Source organism: Breznakiella homolactica, from assembly GCF_016616095.2.
In the GTDB taxonomy this organism is placed as follows: domain Bacteria; phylum Spirochaetota; class Spirochaetia; order Treponematales; family Breznakiellaceae; genus Breznakiella; species Breznakiella homolactica.
The window spans coordinates 1,350,247-1,368,905 of record NZ_CP067089.2 but is presented as its reverse complement, the minus strand read 5'-3'; the positions used below and the strand labels follow the sequence as shown (position 1 = coordinate 1,368,905).

The window sequence follows — 18,659 nt, the reverse complement described above, 5'->3', positions numbered from 1 at the left end:
ACTACTCTCAGTATTTCGCCATCAGATCTTTGATTTTCATCGCTTCCGTACGGGGATCGGCTGCCTGAACAATGGCCGCGCCGATAACAACAATATCCGGTTTGAGTTCCAATACCGGCTTCATATTGTCCACCGTCAGCTTTCCGTAAACTGAAATCGGAAGCCCGTTCTGTTCCCGCATAACATTTGCTACCTTTAAGGGTGTTACATCGGGATTATCATACCCCATAAAGGGGAAAAGGGATATCTCGTCGCATCCGACCCGGGCAAACTTAAGGATAGCCTGTCCGTCGCATGCGGAATGGACGATATCGCCCACCACTTTGACACCCTTGGGGTGTGCCAGGTCAACCGCCGCTTTGGCGACCGGTTCGCTGCAGAAGGCGATGGAAACGTAATCCGCTCCATACTCCACCGGCGGCATGCAGTCAAACATGGTGGCGCTCTTCTGGTCCCAAACCAGGGGAATGTTGGGATACTTTGCCTTGGCTTCTTTAATAAAAATAGCCCCGAGGTGATTGCCGAGCCATCCCAGTTCAAAAACGTCTATAACATCCTTTACCTGGTCCATTACCCTAAAGAAATCCTCTGCACTGGAATTGTCGAACGCTAATTGCAGTTTCATGTGTCCTCCGTAAGAATCTATTGTTGGGTCGATTATATAGCCGGATTATCTCCCATGTCAATCAAAAAATGAATAAAATGAATATCACAGAGAATAATTTGCAATGAAAATCCATAATAATTAACAAAAAACGAATGTTTATCTCGTTTATATCCATACTTGCTGTATTAAAAATGTAGTAATTGAATAAATAATGAATAAATTTGTTGACAAAGCCCCAAATGCATTTATAATAAATCCCAAGATAAATATCTCCAATACGGATACTGAGAGGAGGATTACTTATATGATTCTGCAGCTGCGGATAGATGAACGGCTTGCCCACGGCCAGGTATGTGCCGGCTGGATTAAATTTCTGGGAGCATCGCATTTTATTATTGCCAACGATGAAGTGGCCAACGATGCGTTCCAGAAGCAGGTTATGAGTCTCGGAATACCAAATGATGTTAAAAGCATTTTTACCACCATTGATAAAGCTATCGGTATTTTGAACGATCCCCGTTCCGACCCTTTAAAAATCTTCATTGTTGTCAAAACTCCCGCCGATACCCTCAAGATTGTAAACAGCGTCAATGGCATTACCGAAGTGAATATCGGGAATTTCGGGGGAATTGTGCAGCAGGACAGCGCGACAAAGAAGCAATTGTGCAAGGGCGTGACCATGGATGCCGGAAACGTCGATTTGGTAAAGGAAATCAAGACGAAGGTAAAGGAGGTGTACAACCAGAAAGCCCCAAATTTTTCTAGAGTACAGCTTGCATTGTAATTAGAAGGAGGATACGATGAGTATGTTTTTTACTGCATTACTGGTATTTGTAGTAACAGCCATAATTAAGGCTACCTACGGCCTGCTTGCAGTTCCCTTGATTGACCGCCCGATATTCGCGGGATTCCTGATCGGTCTTATTCTAGGAGACGTCACCAAGGGTATCATTATCGGCGCCCAGCTGGAACTTGTTTTTATGGGTGTTGTGGCCATTGGCGGCGGCGACGGCGGCGCGGATTATCTTGGAGCCGCTGTAATTGCTACGGCTATTGGAATTACCCAAAACCTTCCTGTAGAAGTGGTTCTTCCGGTTGGTATTACCCTTGGATACGCGGGTTATCTGTTTTCACCCCTCAGGTATTTCGTGGGGGAACTCTTTATCCCCATCACCGATAAACATCTGAAAGCGGGCAATCTGCGCAAATTTGATGTTATCGCGATTGTTGGTTTTTTCCTGGCCGGCGCTGCGCAGTACCTGTTTGTCTTTGTGGCGGTGCTTTTCGGCGGCGACGTGGTGACCATGATCATGGAGAAAACCCCTGTCTTTGTGCTTGAAGGCATTACCCTGTCCAGCGGTATTCTTCCGGGTATTGGTCTTGCAATGATTATTTCGATGCTCTGGAGCAGCAAAACCGCGATCTACTTCTTTGTCGGTTTCTTCCTGGTAAAATACCTGGGAGTTGACCTGGTCTTCCTGTTTGTCATGGCCCTGGCAATCGGCCTCACCGAACTGTTCTTAAAAATGGATCTCGGCGGGAAGGCTTCTGCTGCTGCGGCTGTTGCGGCACCGGAACAAAGTGAAGAGGAGGGCTTTCTGTCATGAGTCAGTTCGGCATAAAATCACTTAAAGAAGGACTTGCGCCCGAAGAAAGAAAACAGGTCAGCCGGATGTACTGGCGCACCCTGGCGGCGGGCATCAATTTCTGTTACAGCCGCTTTATGGGCAACGGCTTTGCGTATGCCCTTATGCCCTTTATTCTGTGGCTGTATCCTAATGAAGAAGACAAGGAACGCAAGGTTGCGGCTCTGTCACGGCATGCCAATTACTGGAACTGTGAAGCAACCATGCACGCCTTCGGTGTCGCGCTTATCGCCAGTATGGAAATGCAGGCGGCTAAAAACAAGGATTTTGACGTTGCGTCCATTGAAGCGGTAAAGATGAGTCTCGTCGGTCCGCTGTCAGCCATCGGTGATACCATTTTCTGGGTTACCTGGCGCGTCATCGTCACCGGTATTGCCCTTACCTTCAGTCTTGAAGGAAGCATAATCGGTCCGATACTGTTTCTTCTTTTATACAACATCCCTAAATGGGCGACCCGGTATTACCTTACTTTCCTGGGCTTCAAACTCGGAAGGGATTTCCTGGAGTCGGCAGCCAAGAGCGGCGTAATCCAGCACATCATCAAGGCAGCTTCGGTTATCGGTCTTGTCATGATCGGCGGTATGGTTTCCAGAATGATCCGGGTTCCCCTCAAGCTTACATTCAGGATGAATGGTATTGAGCAGCCGCTTATCAATCTGTTTGACGGGATTGTCAAAGGATTCCTGTCGCTGGTGGTAATCTTCTTCCTGGTATGGCTGACGAAAAAGAGAATAAAACCGATGTATATCGTTTTCGGTTCCATGGCGGTTTGTATTCTCTTTAGGTATATCGGCGTTTTCTAAACAGCGTTTGTGTCAGGACATCCTGAATAAAATAGGAGATATCCCCTAGGGGTATCTCCTATGAATGCTTTTATGGAGAATATATTTTATTCTGATGTATAATCAGGAAATAAAATATATTCTCCGATTTATAAGGACTGAGGCATGGAAGAGATTTTTTTATATTTCGGCATAGTTTTTGGTGCCAGATATACCCTTAAAAGCAAAAAAATGTTTCTTACCATGCTGGATCACCGGATGAAAAAAGCCGGATACAAGGAAGCCGTCTATAACCGGGAGTATGATAAAAAGAAGCGTCCGGTCCCTGAATATGTGGTGTACGGCAGCCTTAGGCAGGCCAAGGCGATTTTCGTGGCGGCCTATGATACTCCTTCCAAAAGCTTCATTCCAAATTACCGATATTATCCGCTGAATGATGAGAAAAATACCCGTGGCGACCGCCGCAGCGGACTGGTCGAACTGGCCTTAATATTGCTTTCCATCGGCCTCTGCGGACTCCTGCTGTGGCTTATAGGAGTTGACCTTTCTTTTACAAGCATTAAGACATTGTTTACCCTGCTGCCGGTGCTGGTTTTTGGGATTATCATTTTCAAGATAACCCAGGGCCTGCCCAACAGCCCCAACTTTAACCGGAACAGCGCAGCTTTGACCCTGATGTACGTTCTGGCAAATGAGTCTGCGGACAAAAAAAACGCCGCTTTTGTGTTCTGTAACAATTCCTCCGCTTTCCGGGGAGGGGCTATGCAATTTTATCGGGATTGCTCAAAGGAGTACCGGAAAAAAATTATTCTGCTGAACTGTCTGGCATGGGGAACCGATCTTGTTCTGGCCCGAAAAAAAGACCAGAACGAAAAACAGGTTGCCGGTATTATGGCCTGCCAGGGCGCCGGGGAAATCATCGATGTCAGCCTTACCGACGAAGAAGCGGAGCGTTGTGTCCTTTCAGTTATGGATGAAAGCCTCCTGCTATTCAGCGGAGAAAAAGAGGGTGAAGAATTTGCCGTTATAAACACCAGAAGCAGAAAAGACGGGAGACTCAATACGGACCGGCTGGAAGCGCTCAGGTCTCTTTTCCTGGAATACCTAAGCCGCAATTAACTTATAGATTGTACAGATCGTACTTTGGTCCTTCGGGAATTTCCGAAACCGTTTCGTTTATCTCGCGGATATTCTTCTGGTAATCGTCGCTGTCCTTTTTCAGGATGGTGAGAAAGAGACTGTCGATAAGGAATATCTGCGGGCATTTGTTGTTCAGTGAAAAAACCTTGGTAAACACCGCATATTCCGGCAGCAGCAGGGCGTAGTCCGCCATATCCCGGATGCTATTCTGATGGTTGCCGGTCATGGAAACAATTTTACATCCGTTTCTGCGGGCCATCTGAACCGCCCTGACCGCCTGTGATGTTTCGCCGCTGACGGAAACAATAAAAAGAATATCTTCTTTTCCGAGATTCCGGGAAATGGACTGCGACAGAAAGCTGTCTTCGGTTCCGGCGGCGTTAATGCCGATGGTCGCCAGCCGGTTGCGCATGATAAAGGCGATGCACGCTGATGAACGCACCCCGAAACAGAATACTGTTTTTGCTGAGGCAATTGCCGAAGCGGTGCTTTCGATCAGTTCGGCACTGTTCAGCTTTACCACATCATCGATAGAACTGGTGTACAGGGCCTTTATTTTCTCCATCATCACATAGCCGGAATCATTTTGTGAAATGTTACCCTCAAAGCTTAGGGCCGCGCTTTCCCTGATATCCAGCACCATTTCCTTGAACGACGTATACCCGAGTTTTTGGGAAAATCTGATCACCGTCGCCTGTGAGATGTTTAAGTCTTCCGCGAGGCTGCTTGAAGTCAGAAGAGAGTAGTCATACTGATTGTAGTTTAAAAGATACTTTGCGATTAATTGTTCTTTATATGTCAGTATTCCGTCAGCTTTTCTCAGTTTAATAGTGAACATAATCAACCCTTTTCCCATGCAAGGGGCGGTATTTAGAAAAAGCTCATCACATCAATATACCAGTCCGGCAAAAAAAGTACAATCAACGGATGCCGCGGCGCTGACAGGCTTTGTGAATAAAAACGCGGCAACTCCGTCATATCAGAAAAAATCATCCGCCGTATCCGATTCTGCCTGGCTTCCCTGTTCCAGCGGTACATCGTTCATGTATTTCATCTGTGAGCTGCTCAGTTCTATGCTTTCCCTGATGTTTTCAGCGTTTAGTTCTTCTTCCCCGAGGGTCGCCACCGCCATTATCACCGACAAGTTGGGGTCCGTGATAAGATGAAATTTCCTGGTAAGGAGTTTTTCCATCATGATCTGGTTAACGCTGCCGCCCATAAGATCGGTAAACACCACCACCGTATCATCCTGATTTACCGATTCAAAAAAACGGTCTATCTCGGGACGAGGAGGCTCCTGGGTGTCCTCATAGGCGCAGATCGTAACCATATCTTCTCCCATGCCGGTAAAAAAAACCGTCGCTTTTTTAAAGCCCTCCGCCAGGGTGGTATGGGTTGCTATCAATATTTTCTTGGACATCCGGTATTCTCCATAGACTGAAAATAGGCAGGTAATTTTTTGTACATACCGTGCCTGGTAACCATCGGTAATCGGATTCCCGCCGCCTTCCGGTTAAGGCGGAAATACGTTTCCTCTGTGAAATCCTGCAAAAAGTATACGGCTGATCTTCTCGGCTGTCAATCGAAATTATTCTATTTATTCATCACGATTATATTTTTGAAAGAAAATATTAGAAGAAATTGGGATAATGCTGGATATTTTATTCATTCTATTCAATTTCTTGTTGACATATTGGATATGATAATTCATAATCAGCCTATGGAAAATTTTGCGCTGAACCAAAAAACAAGTATATATTTCGGAAAGGGTGAAGAAAAACTTGCGGGCCCAAAGATAAAAGCCTACGCTGACTCATGTCTTGTCGTACATGACGGCGGAGACTATCTCAAAGACCTGCTGGCCGCGGTAAGAACATCACTGACCGACGCAGGGGTACGTTTTTTCGAATTAAGCGGCATCACGGCAAACCCACTGGTTTCAAAAGCTAATGAGGGCATTGAGATCTGCAGGAGAGAAAATCTGGGATTTGTCTTAGCCGTCGGCGGCGGCTCCGTTATGGATACGGCAAAGTATATCGCTTCGGCCATTAATTTTGACGGGGACCTTTTAGGCATACCATTCAGCGCCGTTCTGAATCACAGGATTCTGCCTCATGCCGCAATTGTTACGCTGTCGGGTACCAGCAGCGAGGTCAGCAAAGCCATAATGATAATCGACGACCGTAAAGAACCTGCCATAAAGGTCATGCTTAAGAACCCGGTTTTTTGCTTTGATTTTTCCATTGTTAATCCTGAACTGACTTATTCTCTTCCTCCCAAACAACTGGCGGCAGGTGCCATGGACAGTATTTCCCATGCCCTGGAAGTATACTTTGGCCAAACAGAAGAAGAACCTCTTCTGGAAGGATATACCGAGGGCGTCATCAGAACAATTATTGCTTACGCGCCTTTGGCTTTAAAAGAACCGCGGAATTATAAATTCCGTTCAGTGCTGTCCATAGCGGCGATGATGGCCTACAGCGACAACCTCGCCAACGGCGGTGTCAAACAGGATTGGGGATGCCACAATATTGAGAAACCCGTTACTACGGCGTTTCACGGAACCCATGGTGTCGTGCTGGGAATCCTGACGCCTTCATATATCAGACATGTTTATAAAAAGAACCCGCGGCCTTTTGTGAATTTTGCGGAACGATGTTTCGGTGTTGACGGCAGCGGCAAAAGCGAAAAAGAAATTGTTTTTGAAGGCGCCGCCAGACTCGAAGCCTGGCTTGCTGTAATGGGACTGCCGACGCATTTACGGGAGATCGGGATTACGGCCGATATGCTCAGGGAATGCGCAAAAGAGGGAGCGCCAGCGGGCATGGTCTACCGGATTCCGGAAAACGAAATTATGGAAATATACGGAATGGCGGAATAACCCCGCCCAAAAGGGCAGAGGCCGTGCCGGTATTTAATGACCGATAAATTTTATTCTGCATAGAAATGGATTTTTAATTATAGGTTTACTGTTATGTACCGTGAATATTATCAGATAGTAACCGCCCCGGGAGGCGGAATAGTATACCCCAAGGTAAATGAATGCAGCGGCGCCTGGTAATAAAAAAATGGGTGGTGTTTACCGGTGGGCTATTTCTTTTTGCCCTGGGATGCTGCTGCATGACCAAAGCAAACCTGGGACTCGCTCCGGTGCCCAGCGTCTCCTGGGTCGTTTCATATATCACCCATCTTTCATACGGTACTGTCCATCTCGGACTGAACTGTTTTTTTATTCTTATTCAGCTTGCATTTCTCGGCTGGAAGTTTGACAAAACGCTGCTGCTTCAGATACCCTTAAGTTTGCTTTTAAGTGTCTTCCTTGATCTTATAATGCCATTTATGTTTATTCTAGATTTTTTGACCGCAAATCTTGCCGGACGGATACTGATTTTTGCCCTTTCCGTTGTTATTATGGGAATCGGTATTGGGCTTCAGGCTTTGCCTAGGGTGACATTGCTCCCGGTGGATAATCTCGCCCGGATTGTAGCAGCGCGGATAGGCAAATCCCTGGGAACGGCAAAAATAATAATTGACTGCAGCAGTGTCGCTTTGTCCGCGGCCATTTCCCTTTTATTTCTTGGGAGACTCGAAGGTATCCAGATCGGAACAGTCGCGGCGGCCTTCCTTACGGGCAATGTGGTACGGCAGTTTATGAAAGCCGCCGCCCCCGTCATAAATGGAGCTTTGAGTCCGGAACAGCAGTGAAGGGCGGAGCTGGCAGTTCCGGCGGCACTGACCGCCGTAAAGGCACAGTACGCGTTTACGGCCTTTTATCCCCGGACTTCACAGAAGTCCGGAGCCGGCTGAAAACAACCGGCGTATTTTAAACCTTAAACCTTCCTATGGTTCCTTCCATGCGGCCAACCAGTTCCCCGTTCTGCGACGCGATTCCTGACAGTTCGTGGGTTTTGATATCCACGGTGTTGACTGCTTTTACGATTTCTTCGGAACTGCTGTATATTTCCCGGGATGCCTCGTTCAGTTTATCCATTGCCTCCACGATTACTTTGTTTTCGGTGCTCATTTCATTTGAACTGGTTCTTACTTTTACCGTTATATCGTTCATGTTTTTTATAGCAAGCAGTATCTGTTCCGAACCTTCCCGCTGCTCAGTCATGGCGGACCTGACTTCCGCGACCAGCGAATCGGTGATTCCTATTTTGTCGTTGAGATCCTCAAATGCCTTCTCCGAATCATGGGATGCCTTCACCACCGCGTCAATCGTTTCCTGTATGGATTTTAGTTTTGCCCCGATTGTTTTTGACTGTTCACTTGATGTTTCGGCAAGACGCCTGATTTCATCGGCCACCACGGAAAACCCTTTGCCCGCTTCTCCGGCATGGGCGGCTTCTATGGCGGCATTCATGGCAAGCAGATTTGTCTGAGCCGCTATTGCCCCGATAGCGGTATTTGCTTCCAGCAGGTTTTCCGACTGTTCGGAAATTTCCTTGATTTTTTCCATAGCCGTATTCTGCGTTGACAGCCCTCTGGCAGACGCGTCGAGCAGGATCTGGAATTCCGACGCAATCCGTTCGGTGGAGCTGGAAACGGATCCTATATTTCCTACCATTTCTTCTATTGAAGCTGAGGCTTCGGTAATGCTGGAAGATTGATCCACAATGAGATTGTCAAGAACCATTATCCCATTGGATGTCTTATTTACCGCCGAGGCGGATTCATCAATATTGTCGTTCTGTTTCTGCAGCCGGACCTGAATAGTCTCGGCGAGTCCGGTTATTTTTTCTACCTCCACACCGGTTTCCTGGGTTTCATTCCCAAGTTTCTGGCCGCTCTCTTTGATTTCTTCCTGGGCGGTTTTCATTTCGCTTATTATGTTTGAAAGTTTTTCCAGGAAAACATTAAAATCCGAGACCAGGGTTCCGATTTCATCATTCCGGACAATTTCAAGCCGTTTAGTCAAATCCGCTTCACCTTCCGCAAGGTCCCTGAAATGGGCCGCTACTTTCTTGATGGGTGAGGAAATCCAGCGTCCCAGAATAATAGCTGCACCCAGGGAAATCAAAAGGGCGATTACCATTATTACCACGAGGGTAAAAGTCAGCCTCTGCTGGGGTTCATTCAGTTCTTCGGAAGCTATCATTATTCCTACCCGCCATTGATACTCGGGGGAAATCTCATTGGTAAAAAGCGTGTATTTTATACCGTCGAAACGGACGAACTCACCGGCGGCCTGTTTGTTTGCCAGTATTTCCTTCGAAAGCGCGGTCATTCCTTTATAGCCGTGCTTCTCATCACCTTCGGATATATTTATTTTCATAATCGTATCTTTTGCCGGGGAGGCGATTATCAGCCCTGAACTATCCATAACCCAGCCGTAGCTTGTCTCACCGATATCGATCCCTTCAACAATACGGGAAATTTGTTCAAGGGACATTTCAAAGGCCAGTGCCGCCCGCACAGATCCGTCCGTATCTTCAATAGACTGTACAAGGATAACCGCGGGCAGACCGGTATTTCTCGATATCAAAGGATTGCCCACAAAAGAATCCATGCCATCAACGAATATCGCCTGGTAATACGCCCGGTCCCGGCTGTCCACATACTGTCCGGCTACTGTCGTGGCTCTGCCGTCCGGCCAAACCAGGAAAACATTCACCGCGTCATCACCAACCTTTCCTTCCAGTGATTCTGCGTATACTTCAAGCTCTTGGTCACTGATTCCCCTGATGATATCCAGTGAAACAAGAGTCTTAAGCATTTGCTGATACTGTGAAAGAAAAAGATTAATCTCATCAGCCCGGGCTTCCGCAATCTGTATGGTGTTGGAAGCAACTAAATTCCCCAAGGTTGAACGTACCTGACCCCGGGTAATAAAAAATATTGAAAGCAGAATAATCAGAACCAATGCGCCGATAGCTCCTGCAACCCGGATTCCTATAGGAATTTGACGGCTCATACTGTACCTCCATTAACCCATATATAAATTATTTTCCTTATAAAAAACCGTCAAATGAATTAAATGCTTTTAGCGGAGTATCTTTCAAAGAGTTGTTTTTTTTTAATATATTTTTTTAAAAAACGCAGAATTACGGCGGTTTCTCAAGAATGCTGAAATAGGAAAACTCATTTACACAGTGCCGCAGTAAAATGCCATTCCGAAACAAACTGCCGCGGAATAACTTCCCTTATTTTTTAAACTGACGGTTATTGTTGAATTTTAAATTTTTATGGAATTTTTCATTCTTTATTGACAATCAGTTTTCAGAGAATTATATTAAAAGACATGGGTGTCGCTTTTTATCCGAAAACCGATGCGATGAGCAAAGGGGATAAAACAAAACAATTTATTATTGACTCAGCTGCGGAGCTGTATTCCCGGAAAACTTATTCCGGGGTTACCATGAAGGATATTTGTGAGAAATCCGGCTTAAGCCGCGGCGGTGTTTATAGGTATTTTGGTTCCACAAAAGAAATCGTTATCGAAATTCTAAAAAAAGAAATATCTGATGAAGAAAAGAAGCAAAAAAAGATTCTCGCAGCGGAAAAAGGGCCCGAGGAGCTTCTTATAGATTTACTGCAGCATCAGAAAAAAGCTCTTATTGAAGGAAGGGCGTGGCTGAATATCGCATTTTATGAATTCTCGCTGCTTGAACCGGATCAATATCCACTGCTGATGGAACGGTACAGTGCTGCAGAGAAATCTCTTTCAATGCTTATTAAACAGGGACAAAAGGCAAATGTTTTTAAACCCGGCGATGTGGAAACCGTAGTGAGGCATATCTTGTTTTTGCTGGAAGGTTTAATGCTGTCATCCGTTGCCGCACCGATTCCGGAAAATGTTTTTAATGAGCAAATACAGTTTATGACCCAATTGGTTCTTAAAGATAAACCAAGGGGGAAAGGAAGTTGAAATGCCATAACACTTTTAAAAACCTGGATGGGTTTTGAGAAAGCCTTATGGAAAAATATTTCGGAGGATATTTATGAAAAAAATTGTTGCGGTTTGTTTACTCGGACTGACTATCGGAACGGTCGGGCTTTTCGCGGATCACGGCAGCGGATTCGCAATTGGTCCTGTTGTCAGCGGCGGCGGCGGAACCGGCGGTGCGGGAGGTACCGTAGGCGCCACCTTTAAAATCCCCAGTCTGCCGGTGTTCTGGGCTGCGAAACTCAGATTCAACAGCGATGGATTAGGTATTGGTGTTACCGGTGATTATTATTTCATTGACCGGAATTTGGTTCAGGATGGAAATTTTAATCTTGACTGGTACATAGGCGGGGGAGCGTATGTGAATATGGGATTTTATGATGACTTCTTCCTTTCCCTCGGCGCACGGCTGCCTATAGGGCTGTCCTGGCACATCGCGAATCCCTTTGAATTGTATCTTGCGGTAGTTCCAAGCCTCGGGATTGAGGTAACTCCTGATATAGATTTCCCTGACTTTGATATAGGGGCTGAACTGGGATTCCGCTTCTGGTTTGACTGATTGAACCGCTGCGCCGTGAGATTGCTTTCTTTTGGTTATTCGAAAAGAACGTCTTCGGGGTAATTTACCCGAAGACGTTCAGCTCACTTATTTGTCAGCAATGAAAGTATCTTTGTCCGGCAAGCCGCCGCGATAAAGCGAAAATGGTGTCTTGGCCGTTCAGAATGTATAAGGCTGTCTAGCCGTGCTGGTTATCCGTCGCGGCACCGGTTTTTAGTTTTTTTAAAAATTGTATTCCCATTATTGTTCGGGGAGAAAATTCCGATGCCGGCAAAATCATCGTAACTGCCGATACCGCCGGTTTTTCTTTCCATATATAAATTATTGTTATGTTCCCTTTTTCCCTTGACTGTTGCGTAATTCTATTTATAAATTTAGGTATGATTTAAAAATAGGAGACAAAAAGCGCCTGAAAAATCTGTTCATAGTTCTAAAGAGACGCTGATTCACATTGTATATTTCGAAATACGCTGTACACCTTTGTAATAATGAATCTCCGCAAGAATCTGCAGTCCTTCAGAAGCCCTGCGTTTAATATAAAAATGAATGAAGAAATAAAAAATAGTGATAAGACCCGTCTTAAGGTTTTTTTAAAAAAACATAAAAAGCTTATTATATTTGTGGCGATACTGATTATTGCAGTGGTCTCGTTTTTTTTGTTTTATAATCATAATAAAAACAAAAACAAGATAACGTATATTACGGAAACGGTGAAAAAACTCAGTATTCAGAAAATTGTTAACGCCAGCGGGGAAATACGGGCAATAGAGCTGGTAACCGTCGGCGCCCAGGCTTCCGGACGGATTGAGAAACTGTATGTTGTAATTGGGCAGGAGGTCCAGGAAGGGGACCTCATCGCGGAGATAGATTCAACCACCCAGCAGAACGAGGTCAACAGCAATAAAGCAAAAGTTACCAGCTATCAGACCCAGCTGGCGGCCGCGAAAATTTCCCTTGATATTGCCCAGAAACAATACGCCCGGCTGCAGGAACTGCGGGCGGAAAACGCGGCATCCGCGGAAGAGCTTGAAAACGCTCAGAATGCCTATGAAACAGCGCGGTCTAATGTGGCGCAAATACAGAGCGCCCTGGAAGAGGCAAACATCTCCCTCAGCACCGCTGAAACCAATCTGGGATACACGAAAATAACAGCTCCCCTTACCGGCACTATTGTGTCTATTCCGGTAAAACAGGGGCAGACGGTAAACGCCGCCATGAGTACCCCAACCATTGTACAGATTGCCGACCTCCATAATATGGAAATTCTTATTGAGATTTCCGAAGGAGACATCAGCGAGATACAGCCGGGGATCAAGGTAACCTACGCGATTCTGTCTGATCTCGGAACGGTTCATGAAACAACCCTTAAATCCATCGATCCCGGACTGACTCTGCTTTCCACCGGGGAGTATACAGGCGTCGTTTCATCAAGCGAAGCGATCTACTATTACGGCAGGCTGAACGTACCGAATGAAGACAGCAAGCTCCGGATTGGAATGACTACACAAAACGCAATTTACGTAGCCCAGGCGGATAATGTTCTCTCGGTCTCTTCTATTGCAGTCAAGGAAAAGGGTACCTCTAAGTATGTTGAGATCCTGACCAAGGATGGAGTGGAGCAGCGGACTGTCGAAACCGGTTTATCCGACGGTATCAATGTGGAAATCAAGAGCGGTGTCAGTGAGGGGGATACGATTATCACGGCCCAAATGTCTGCGTCCGAACTGGCGAACAGCGCCTCAGGGATGGGCGGAGGCCGGGGTTTCTAGGATGAACATTATTGAACTGCAGAAGATAAATAAATTCTTCGGCAAGGGAAGCAACCAAGTCCATATTCTGAAGGATATAAATCTGTCCGTTGAGAAGGGCGACTTTGTAGCTATCATCGGCCAGTCTGGGTCCGGGAAATCAACCATGATGAACATTATCGGCTGCCTGGACGTACCGACATCGGGGTCTTATAAAATAAACGGCGTTGAAGCGGGCGCTATGGACAAGAACCAGCTGGCGGAACTGCGGTGCAAAACCTTCGGATTTATTTTTCAGCGGTACAACCTGCTTTCGAATTTGAAGGCCCGTGAAAACGCCGCCCTGCCCGCGGTGTATTCAGGGCAGAACTCCGAAGTCCGGACCAAACGCGCCGTGGAACTGCTGCAGAGCCTGAACCTCGGTGACCGGCTTGATAACAAACCCAACGCCCTTTCGGGGGGGCAGCAGCAGCGGGTCAGTATTGCCCGGGCATTAATGAACGGAGGCGAAATCATTCTTGCCGATGAACCTACCGGTGCGCTGGACTCCGGGAGCGGTGAAAAGGTAATGGGAATTATCAAAGACTTGCACCGGCAGGGGCATACCATCATCCTGGTTACCCACGACAGCAAGATAGCCAGCCAGGCAAGCCGGCAGATTGAAATCAAAGACGGCCAGATAATATCGGACGAACGGAAATCGTCGGATATCTATGAGATGAAAGACCGGGTGCCGCCTATTAAACGAAGCAGAAAGGACATGATCAAATACCGTTTTCTTGAATCCTTTACCATGTCCATACAGGCAATTATTTCAAACAAAATGCGTTCCCTTCTGACTATGCTGGGAATTATAATCGGTATTGCATCGGTGGTTTCCGTAGTTGCTTTGGGAAACGCTTCCCAGGAAAAAATCATGGCGGAGATCAGTTCCATGGGTACGAATACGATTCAAATCATGCCCGGTACCGGTTTCGGTGATATGCGGTCGGGAAAAATTAAGACCCTGAAAGCCAGTGATTCGGATCAGCTTGGAAAGCTGAGTTTTATCGAAAACGCTACCCCTACGGTATCGGCAAACGGAACACTGGTATACGAAAGCAACTCGCTGAGTGCCCAGCTGAGCGGCGTGGGGGCGGAGTATTTTGATGTGATGGGAAAAAAAATCGCACAGGGACGTATTTTTTCCCATGATGAAGTGGACCGTATCGCCTCTGTTGTGGTGATCGACGACAACACCCGGAAACAGATTTTTTCCAATACCCCGAACCCAGTGGGATCAATCATCATGTTTAATAAAAAGCCCCTGGAAATTATCGGTGTTACGGAAAAGGAAGACAGCTTCGGGCCGGCGGGTAATTCCATGACACTGTGGACACCGTACAAAACCGCCATGTATAAAATCAACGGCTCCGAAGATATCAATGCCATTGTGGTTAAGGTATCCGACAGCGTGAATTCCCAGGTTGCCGAAGAGGGCATCGAAATGATATTGACCGCGCTTCATGGAAAAAAGGATTTTTTCATGATCAACAGTGACAGTATCAAGCAGACAATTGAAAGTACAACGAATATCATGAAGCTGCTTATTGCCAGCATCGCGGTGATCTCCCTGATTGTGGGCGGGATCGGGGTAATGAATATTATGCTGGTTTCGGTAACCGAACGGACCCGGGAGATCGGTATCCGTATGGCAATCGGGGCAAAACAGATGGATATTCTTCAGCAGTTCCTGATAGAAGCCATCCTGATCTGTATTGTCGGCGGTATTATGGGGATAGCTCTTGCCCTGCTTATTGGTCTCGGATTCAATACATTCTCGGAGAGTTTCGGGATGGACTTCTCGATTCCATCGATTGTCCTGGCGCTGGTTTCCTCGACGGGGATCGGTATTGTCTTCGGGTATATGCCGGCAAAAAACGCGTCCAACCTGAATCCCATTGACGCCCTGGCGAGTGAATAAAATGAAAAGATATCTGGCGCTGCCATCCATGGTTATTATCAGTGTTCTCTTTTATACGGGATGTGTTTCAAGCAAATATCAGTCCCAAGATGTATCGGAGATACTTGCGTACACGGATGATGTGAAACAAACCTACACCGCGGATGAGGAATGGTGGAAACAGTACGATAACCCGGAGATTGACCGGCTTATCGATATTGCCTTGGCCGCCAATCCGGACTACCTGAAAGCCGCTGTCACCATTACCCGGGAGCTTTACAATGTTAAACTTGCAGCTTCGGACCTGTTTCCGTCGGTGGACGGCACGGTGAAAGCCTCTTCGCAGCGGGCAATCTATGAAGATGATTCTTTTGCGAATACCTTCTCCGGAGAATTGGGGGTGAGCTATGAAATCGACCTCTACGGTAAAATCCGGAACGCCCGGTCAGCCCAGGAATTTGAGCTCAAGGCAACGGTCATGGATCAGACCGCCGCAAAATTCAGTCTCGTGTATAACGTCATTGATTTGTATTTCAATCTTGAATACTATGAGAATTCTATAGCCCTGAAAAAACAAAATATTGCATCCTATCAAAGTATAGAGGAAATCGCCGGAAATCAGTTCCGCGCGGGAAAGACCGACGGTCTGGAGCTGCTTCAGGCCGAACAGAACCGGATCGCGGAACAGCGCAGCCTGCTGGAAATTGAGACACAGTTCAGGGAACTGGAACAGAGTCTCCGCAACATTCTGAATATCAAACCCGGTGATGACCTGGGGATAAGCTACGGCAGCCTCCTGGACCAGAAGACCCTGGATGTGGACGTGGATGTTCCGCTTTCGGTCCTTGCCAACCGGCCCGACCTTGTCGCAAGCCAGTACCGGCTGGAGGGTGCGTTTAAAACCCTGAAATCCGAAGAATGGGGATGGTATCCGACTATTTCCCTGAGCGGGGCAATTAATTCTTCGTCCGATAAAGTCTGGTCAACCTTTAATTTCCCGTACATCCTCGGCAGTATTTCCGTTTCCCTGCCGTTTCTGGACTGGAACCGGGTCAGAAGCAATATCAGGATTTCCGAGGCGGATTACCAGATATCGCTGATTGATTTTAATGATACCCTGAACCAGGCGCTGAATGAAGTGGCGTATTACTATTACGCGTACCTTAAATCGGTTGAGCTTTTCAGCAAGACACAGGAAGCCTGCGATACGGCTGAAAAGATCGCCGAGTATTACGACCGGAGATATAAGGCGGGGAAGGCTGAATTCAAGGATTTGCTTGGAGCTATCAATAGTGAAAACTCATCAAAGATAGATCTTATCCAGCAGAAGTATCAAATAATCAAATACGAAAATTATATTTATAAGGCAATGGCAGGAAAATACTCGGTCTCAGAGTAACCTGCCAAAAAAAGACGAACAGGACCTATCAATAGCCGCTTTTATTTAATGATTTTTTAACAACTCTTTTTTATAATAGGATACAATAAGAGAAAAGAGGAATGCCATGATAAACATTCTGGTAGTTGAAGATGATATTAAACTGAACCGCATAGTCTGCGCTTATTTAAACGACCATGGGTACCATGCCATCGGATGTACCAATGTGGTGGAAGCATTTGACCAGATGGTGGAATATATGGTGGATTTAATCATTTCGGATATTATGATGCCCGAAATCGACGGTTTTAAATTCGCCGCCATGGTGCGGGAACAGAATAAAACCATTCCAATTCTGTTTATGACCGCCCGGGACGATATTTCCGCCAAACAGAAAGGGTTCCGGCTTGGTATAGATGATTACATGGTGAAGCCCGTTGAAATGGAAGAGATGGTACTGCGGGTTGAGGCCCTGCTCCGGAGAGCCAATATTTCAAATGAGAAAAAACTGACCCTGGGCAGTCTGGAAATGAACGCCGATGAAATGTCCGCCACCCTCAGCGGAGAAGAGATTCCCCTGACGGTGAAGGAATTCAATATCCTTTTCAAACTGCTTTCTTATCCGAAACGGACATTTACCCGGAACCAGCTGATGGACGAATTCTGGGGCACCGACAACGAAAGCGGCCCCCGGACGGTGGATGTGTATATCACGAAGCTCCGGGACAAACTCAGGGACTGCGGGGATTTTGAAATCTTGACGGTCCACGGCCTGGGGTATAAGGTCGTGCTGAAATGAAATGGAAACAGAAAAAGGATAAAGACCCCCGGGTCACGGTAAAGGATTTTTCCTTTAAAGAATGGGGGTTGATTTTTCTGGTGCTGGTGGTTATCAACGGAAACCACATGTTTGTATACCAAACGCTCAGCAACATGGAAGGCATTTCCGTTCAGTTTTTAATAAATGCTCTCATTATATATTTGGTTGTCAATGCCCTGTTTTTATGTTTTTTTATCTGGTTCGTCCGGTACAGATATCAAACCAAGCCCGTAAAGAAACTCAGTGAAGCGGCCCGGAATATTGCCGCCGGGGATTTCTCGGTCCGCCTGGAAATTCCCGCAAGGAAGGATGGCCGGAAGGATTATATCGGGGTCATGTTCGAGGATTTCAATACCATGGCGGATGAACTTTCCAGTACCGAAACCTTAAAAAATGATTTCATCGCCAATGTGTCCCATGAAATTAAAACCCCCCTGGCGATTATCCAGAATTACGCGGCCGCCCTCCAGAGTGATGATTTGAGTTCCGAAGAACGGCATGAATTTACCGGAACCATCCAGGAAGCGGCCCGGAAACTTTCCGCCCTGGTGACCAACATACTCAGGCTGAACAAACTGGAAAACCAGGATATCCTGCCTGCTCCGGTTATCTACAATCTGGCGGAGCAGATCCGCTGCTGCGCCCTGGCCTTTGAGGATTTGTGGGAAGAGAAGGGGATTTTCTTTGATGCGGACCTTGAGGAAATCACGGTGCAGTATGATGAAAGCATGATGGAACTGGTCTGGAATAACCTTCTTTCAAACGCCGTAAAATTTACCCCCTTGAATGGGACCATCGGTCTCAGCCTGAAAATGGAGGATGGCCTCGCGGTGTTCCGCATAGCCGATTCGGGCTGCGGAATGGATGAAATAACCCGCAGACGGATCTTTGATAAATTCTACCAGGGCGACAGTTCACATTCCCAGGAAGGGAACGGTCTCGGCTTGGCGCTGGCGAAGAAAGTCCTTGACCTGGTCGGCGGTACCATACGTGTAGACAGCGAACCCGGCAAAGGTTCGCTTTTTACGGTCTGCCTCGGAAATATTAGCGGCAATTCAGCCGTTTAAAGCTGCCTTTCAGTCTGTTTCAACATTTCAGAAACATAAAAAAGAATCATGAAGGCATGAAAAAGCAGGTTTCCGCGGGAA

General features: G+C 46.6%; 17 protein-coding genes. 13 read left to right on the top strand and 4 right to left on the bottom strand.

Features of this window, described 5'->3' with window-relative positions; translation table 11 throughout:
- Positions 1–7: 7 nt before the first annotated feature.
- The gene (locus JFL75_RS06310; protein WP_215625840.1) at positions 8–625 is read right to left on the bottom strand and encodes a beta/alpha barrel domain-containing protein; all 618 of its coding nucleotides are present in this window, start codon (positions 623–625) and stop codon (positions 8–10) included.
- Between the two features lie 286 nt (positions 626–911).
- Between JFL75_RS06310 and JFL75_RS06305 the strand changes: the two genes are divergently transcribed.
- The 4 genes from JFL75_RS06305 (at position 912) to JFL75_RS06290 (ending at position 4,154) form a co-directional block, all read left to right on the top strand.
- Positions 912–1,391 carry a PTS sugar transporter subunit IIB gene (locus JFL75_RS06305; protein ID WP_215625839.1) on the top strand — a complete coding sequence of 160 codons (480 nt, stop codon included), beginning with the start codon at positions 912–914 and terminating at the stop codon, positions 1,389–1,391.
- 22 nt (positions 1,392–1,413) lie between these two features.
- Positions 1,414–2,214, top strand: coding sequence for a PTS sugar transporter subunit IIC (locus JFL75_RS06300; RefSeq protein WP_215625838.1), 801 nt, complete (start codon positions 1,414–1,416; stop codon positions 2,212–2,214).
- Positions 2,211–3,056 (top strand): PTS system mannose/fructose/sorbose family transporter subunit IID, encoded by an 846-nt coding sequence (locus JFL75_RS06295; RefSeq protein WP_215625837.1) that lies wholly within the window; start codon positions 2,211–2,213, stop codon positions 3,054–3,056. The genes JFL75_RS06300 and JFL75_RS06295 overlap by 4 nt, the downstream gene beginning before the upstream one ends.
- A gap of 144 nt (positions 3,057–3,200) precedes the next feature.
- Entirely contained in the window at positions 3,201–4,154 is a 954-nt protein-coding gene (locus JFL75_RS06290) for a hypothetical protein (RefSeq protein ID WP_215625836.1), read from the top strand.
- A 1-nt stretch (position 4,155) separates the two neighbouring features.
- Here the strand turns inward: JFL75_RS06290 and JFL75_RS06285 are convergent, their stop codons facing one another.
- Together JFL75_RS06285 and JFL75_RS06280 are read right to left on the bottom strand one after the other, a co-directional pair.
- Positions 4,156–5,013, bottom strand: coding sequence for a MurR/RpiR family transcriptional regulator (locus JFL75_RS06285; RefSeq protein ID WP_215625835.1), 858 nt, complete (start codon positions 5,011–5,013; stop codon positions 4,156–4,158).
- Between the two features lie 141 nt (positions 5,014–5,154).
- A complete protein-coding gene (locus tag JFL75_RS06280) occupies positions 5,155–5,595 on the bottom strand; it encodes a PTS sugar transporter subunit IIA (protein ID WP_215625834.1) in 441 nt (146 codons plus the stop codon).
- 117 nt (positions 5,596–5,712) lie between these two features.
- Here JFL75_RS06280 and JFL75_RS06275 point away from each other — a divergent pair, with 117 nt between their 5' ends.
- Both JFL75_RS06275 and JFL75_RS06270 read left to right on the top strand, forming a co-directional pair.
- Entirely contained in the window at positions 5,713–7,056 is a 1,344-nt protein-coding gene (locus JFL75_RS06275; protein ID WP_215625833.1) for an iron-containing alcohol dehydrogenase, read from the top strand.
- Between the two features lie 161 nt (positions 7,057–7,217).
- Positions 7,218–7,880 (top strand): YczE/YyaS/YitT family protein, encoded by a 663-nt coding sequence (locus tag JFL75_RS06270; protein WP_215625832.1) that lies wholly within the window; start codon positions 7,218–7,220, stop codon positions 7,878–7,880.
- A gap of 118 nt (positions 7,881–7,998) precedes the next feature.
- Here JFL75_RS06270 and JFL75_RS06265 read toward each other — a convergent pair whose 3' ends face one another.
- Positions 7,999–10,092: a methyl-accepting chemotaxis protein gene (locus JFL75_RS06265; RefSeq protein ID WP_215625831.1), complete on the bottom strand. Its 2,094-nt coding sequence runs from the start codon at positions 10,090–10,092 to the stop codon at positions 7,999–8,001.
- Between the two features lie 327 nt (positions 10,093–10,419).
- Between JFL75_RS06265 and JFL75_RS06260 the strand changes: the two genes are divergently transcribed.
- From JFL75_RS06260 to JFL75_RS06230, 7 genes are all read left to right on the top strand, one after another.
- On the top strand, positions 10,420–11,046 hold the full coding sequence (locus JFL75_RS06260) for a TetR/AcrR family transcriptional regulator (RefSeq protein WP_215625830.1): 627 nt from the start codon (positions 10,420–10,422) through the stop codon (positions 11,044–11,046).
- Positions 11,047–11,119: 73 nt separating this feature from the next.
- Positions 11,120–11,623 (top strand): hypothetical protein, encoded by a 504-nt coding sequence (locus JFL75_RS06255; RefSeq protein WP_215625829.1) that lies wholly within the window; start codon positions 11,120–11,122, stop codon positions 11,621–11,623.
- A 710-nt stretch (positions 11,624–12,333) separates the two neighbouring features.
- A complete protein-coding gene (locus JFL75_RS06250) occupies positions 12,334–13,392 on the top strand; it encodes an efflux RND transporter periplasmic adaptor subunit (protein ID WP_215625828.1) in 1,059 nt (352 codons plus the stop codon).
- Between the two features lies 1 nt (position 13,393).
- Positions 13,394–15,334 carry a MacB family efflux pump subunit gene (locus JFL75_RS06245; protein WP_215625827.1) on the top strand — a complete coding sequence of 647 codons (1,941 nt, stop codon included), beginning with the start codon at positions 13,394–13,396 and terminating at the stop codon, positions 15,332–15,334.
- A 1-nt stretch (position 15,335) separates the two neighbouring features.
- Positions 15,336–16,712 (top strand): TolC family protein, encoded by a 1,377-nt coding sequence (locus JFL75_RS06240; RefSeq protein ID WP_215625826.1) that lies wholly within the window; start codon positions 15,336–15,338, stop codon positions 16,710–16,712.
- A gap of 106 nt (positions 16,713–16,818) precedes the next feature.
- Positions 16,819–17,490 carry a response regulator transcription factor gene (locus JFL75_RS06235; protein ID WP_215625825.1) on the top strand — a complete coding sequence of 224 codons (672 nt, stop codon included), beginning with the start codon at positions 16,819–16,821 and terminating at the stop codon, positions 17,488–17,490.
- Complete coding sequence (locus JFL75_RS06230) at positions 17,487–18,578, top strand: HAMP domain-containing sensor histidine kinase (RefSeq protein WP_215625824.1); 1,092 nt, start codon at positions 17,487–17,489, stop codon at positions 18,576–18,578. Before JFL75_RS06235 ends, JFL75_RS06230 begins: the two co-directional genes overlap by 4 nt.
- The last annotated feature ends 81 nt before the right edge of the window (positions 18,579–18,659 follow it).

Coding starts and splice junctions, on each gene's coding strand:
- JFL75_RS06310 (WP_215625840.1), bottom strand. CDS start 625: ATGAAACTGCAATTAGCGTTCGACAATTCCAGTGCAGAGGATTTCTTT.
- JFL75_RS06305 (WP_215625839.1), top strand. CDS start 912: ATGATTCTGCAGCTGCGGATAGATGAACGGCTTGCCCACGGCCAGGTA.
- JFL75_RS06300 (WP_215625838.1), top strand. CDS start 1,414: ATGTTTTTTACTGCATTACTGGTATTTGTAGTAACAGCCATAATTAAG.
- JFL75_RS06295 (WP_215625837.1), top strand. CDS start 2,211: ATGAGTCAGTTCGGCATAAAATCACTTAAAGAAGGACTTGCGCCCGAA.
- JFL75_RS06290 (WP_215625836.1), top strand. CDS start 3,201: ATGGAAGAGATTTTTTTATATTTCGGCATAGTTTTTGGTGCCAGATAT.
- JFL75_RS06285 (WP_215625835.1), bottom strand. CDS start 5,013: ATGTTCACTATTAAACTGAGAAAAGCTGACGGAATACTGACATATAAA.
- JFL75_RS06280 (WP_215625834.1), bottom strand. CDS start 5,595: ATGTCCAAGAAAATATTGATAGCAACCCATACCACCCTGGCGGAGGGC.
- JFL75_RS06270 (WP_215625832.1), top strand. CDS start 7,218: ATGCAGCGGCGCCTGGTAATAAAAAAATGGGTGGTGTTTACCGGTGGG.
- JFL75_RS06265 (WP_215625831.1), bottom strand. CDS start 10,092: ATGAGCCGTCAAATTCCTATAGGAATCCGGGTTGCAGGAGCTATCGGC.
- JFL75_RS06260 (WP_215625830.1), top strand. CDS start 10,420: ATGGGTGTCGCTTTTTATCCGAAAACCGATGCGATGAGCAAAGGGGAT.
- JFL75_RS06255 (WP_215625829.1), top strand. CDS start 11,120: ATGAAAAAAATTGTTGCGGTTTGTTTACTCGGACTGACTATCGGAACG.
- JFL75_RS06245 (WP_215625827.1), top strand. CDS start 13,394: ATGAACATTATTGAACTGCAGAAGATAAATAAATTCTTCGGCAAGGGA.
- JFL75_RS06240 (WP_215625826.1), top strand. CDS start 15,336: ATGAAAAGATATCTGGCGCTGCCATCCATGGTTATTATCAGTGTTCTC.
- JFL75_RS06235 (WP_215625825.1), top strand. CDS start 16,819: ATGATAAACATTCTGGTAGTTGAAGATGATATTAAACTGAACCGCATA.
- JFL75_RS06230 (WP_215625824.1), top strand. CDS start 17,487: ATGAAATGGAAACAGAAAAAGGATAAAGACCCCCGGGTCACGGTAAAG.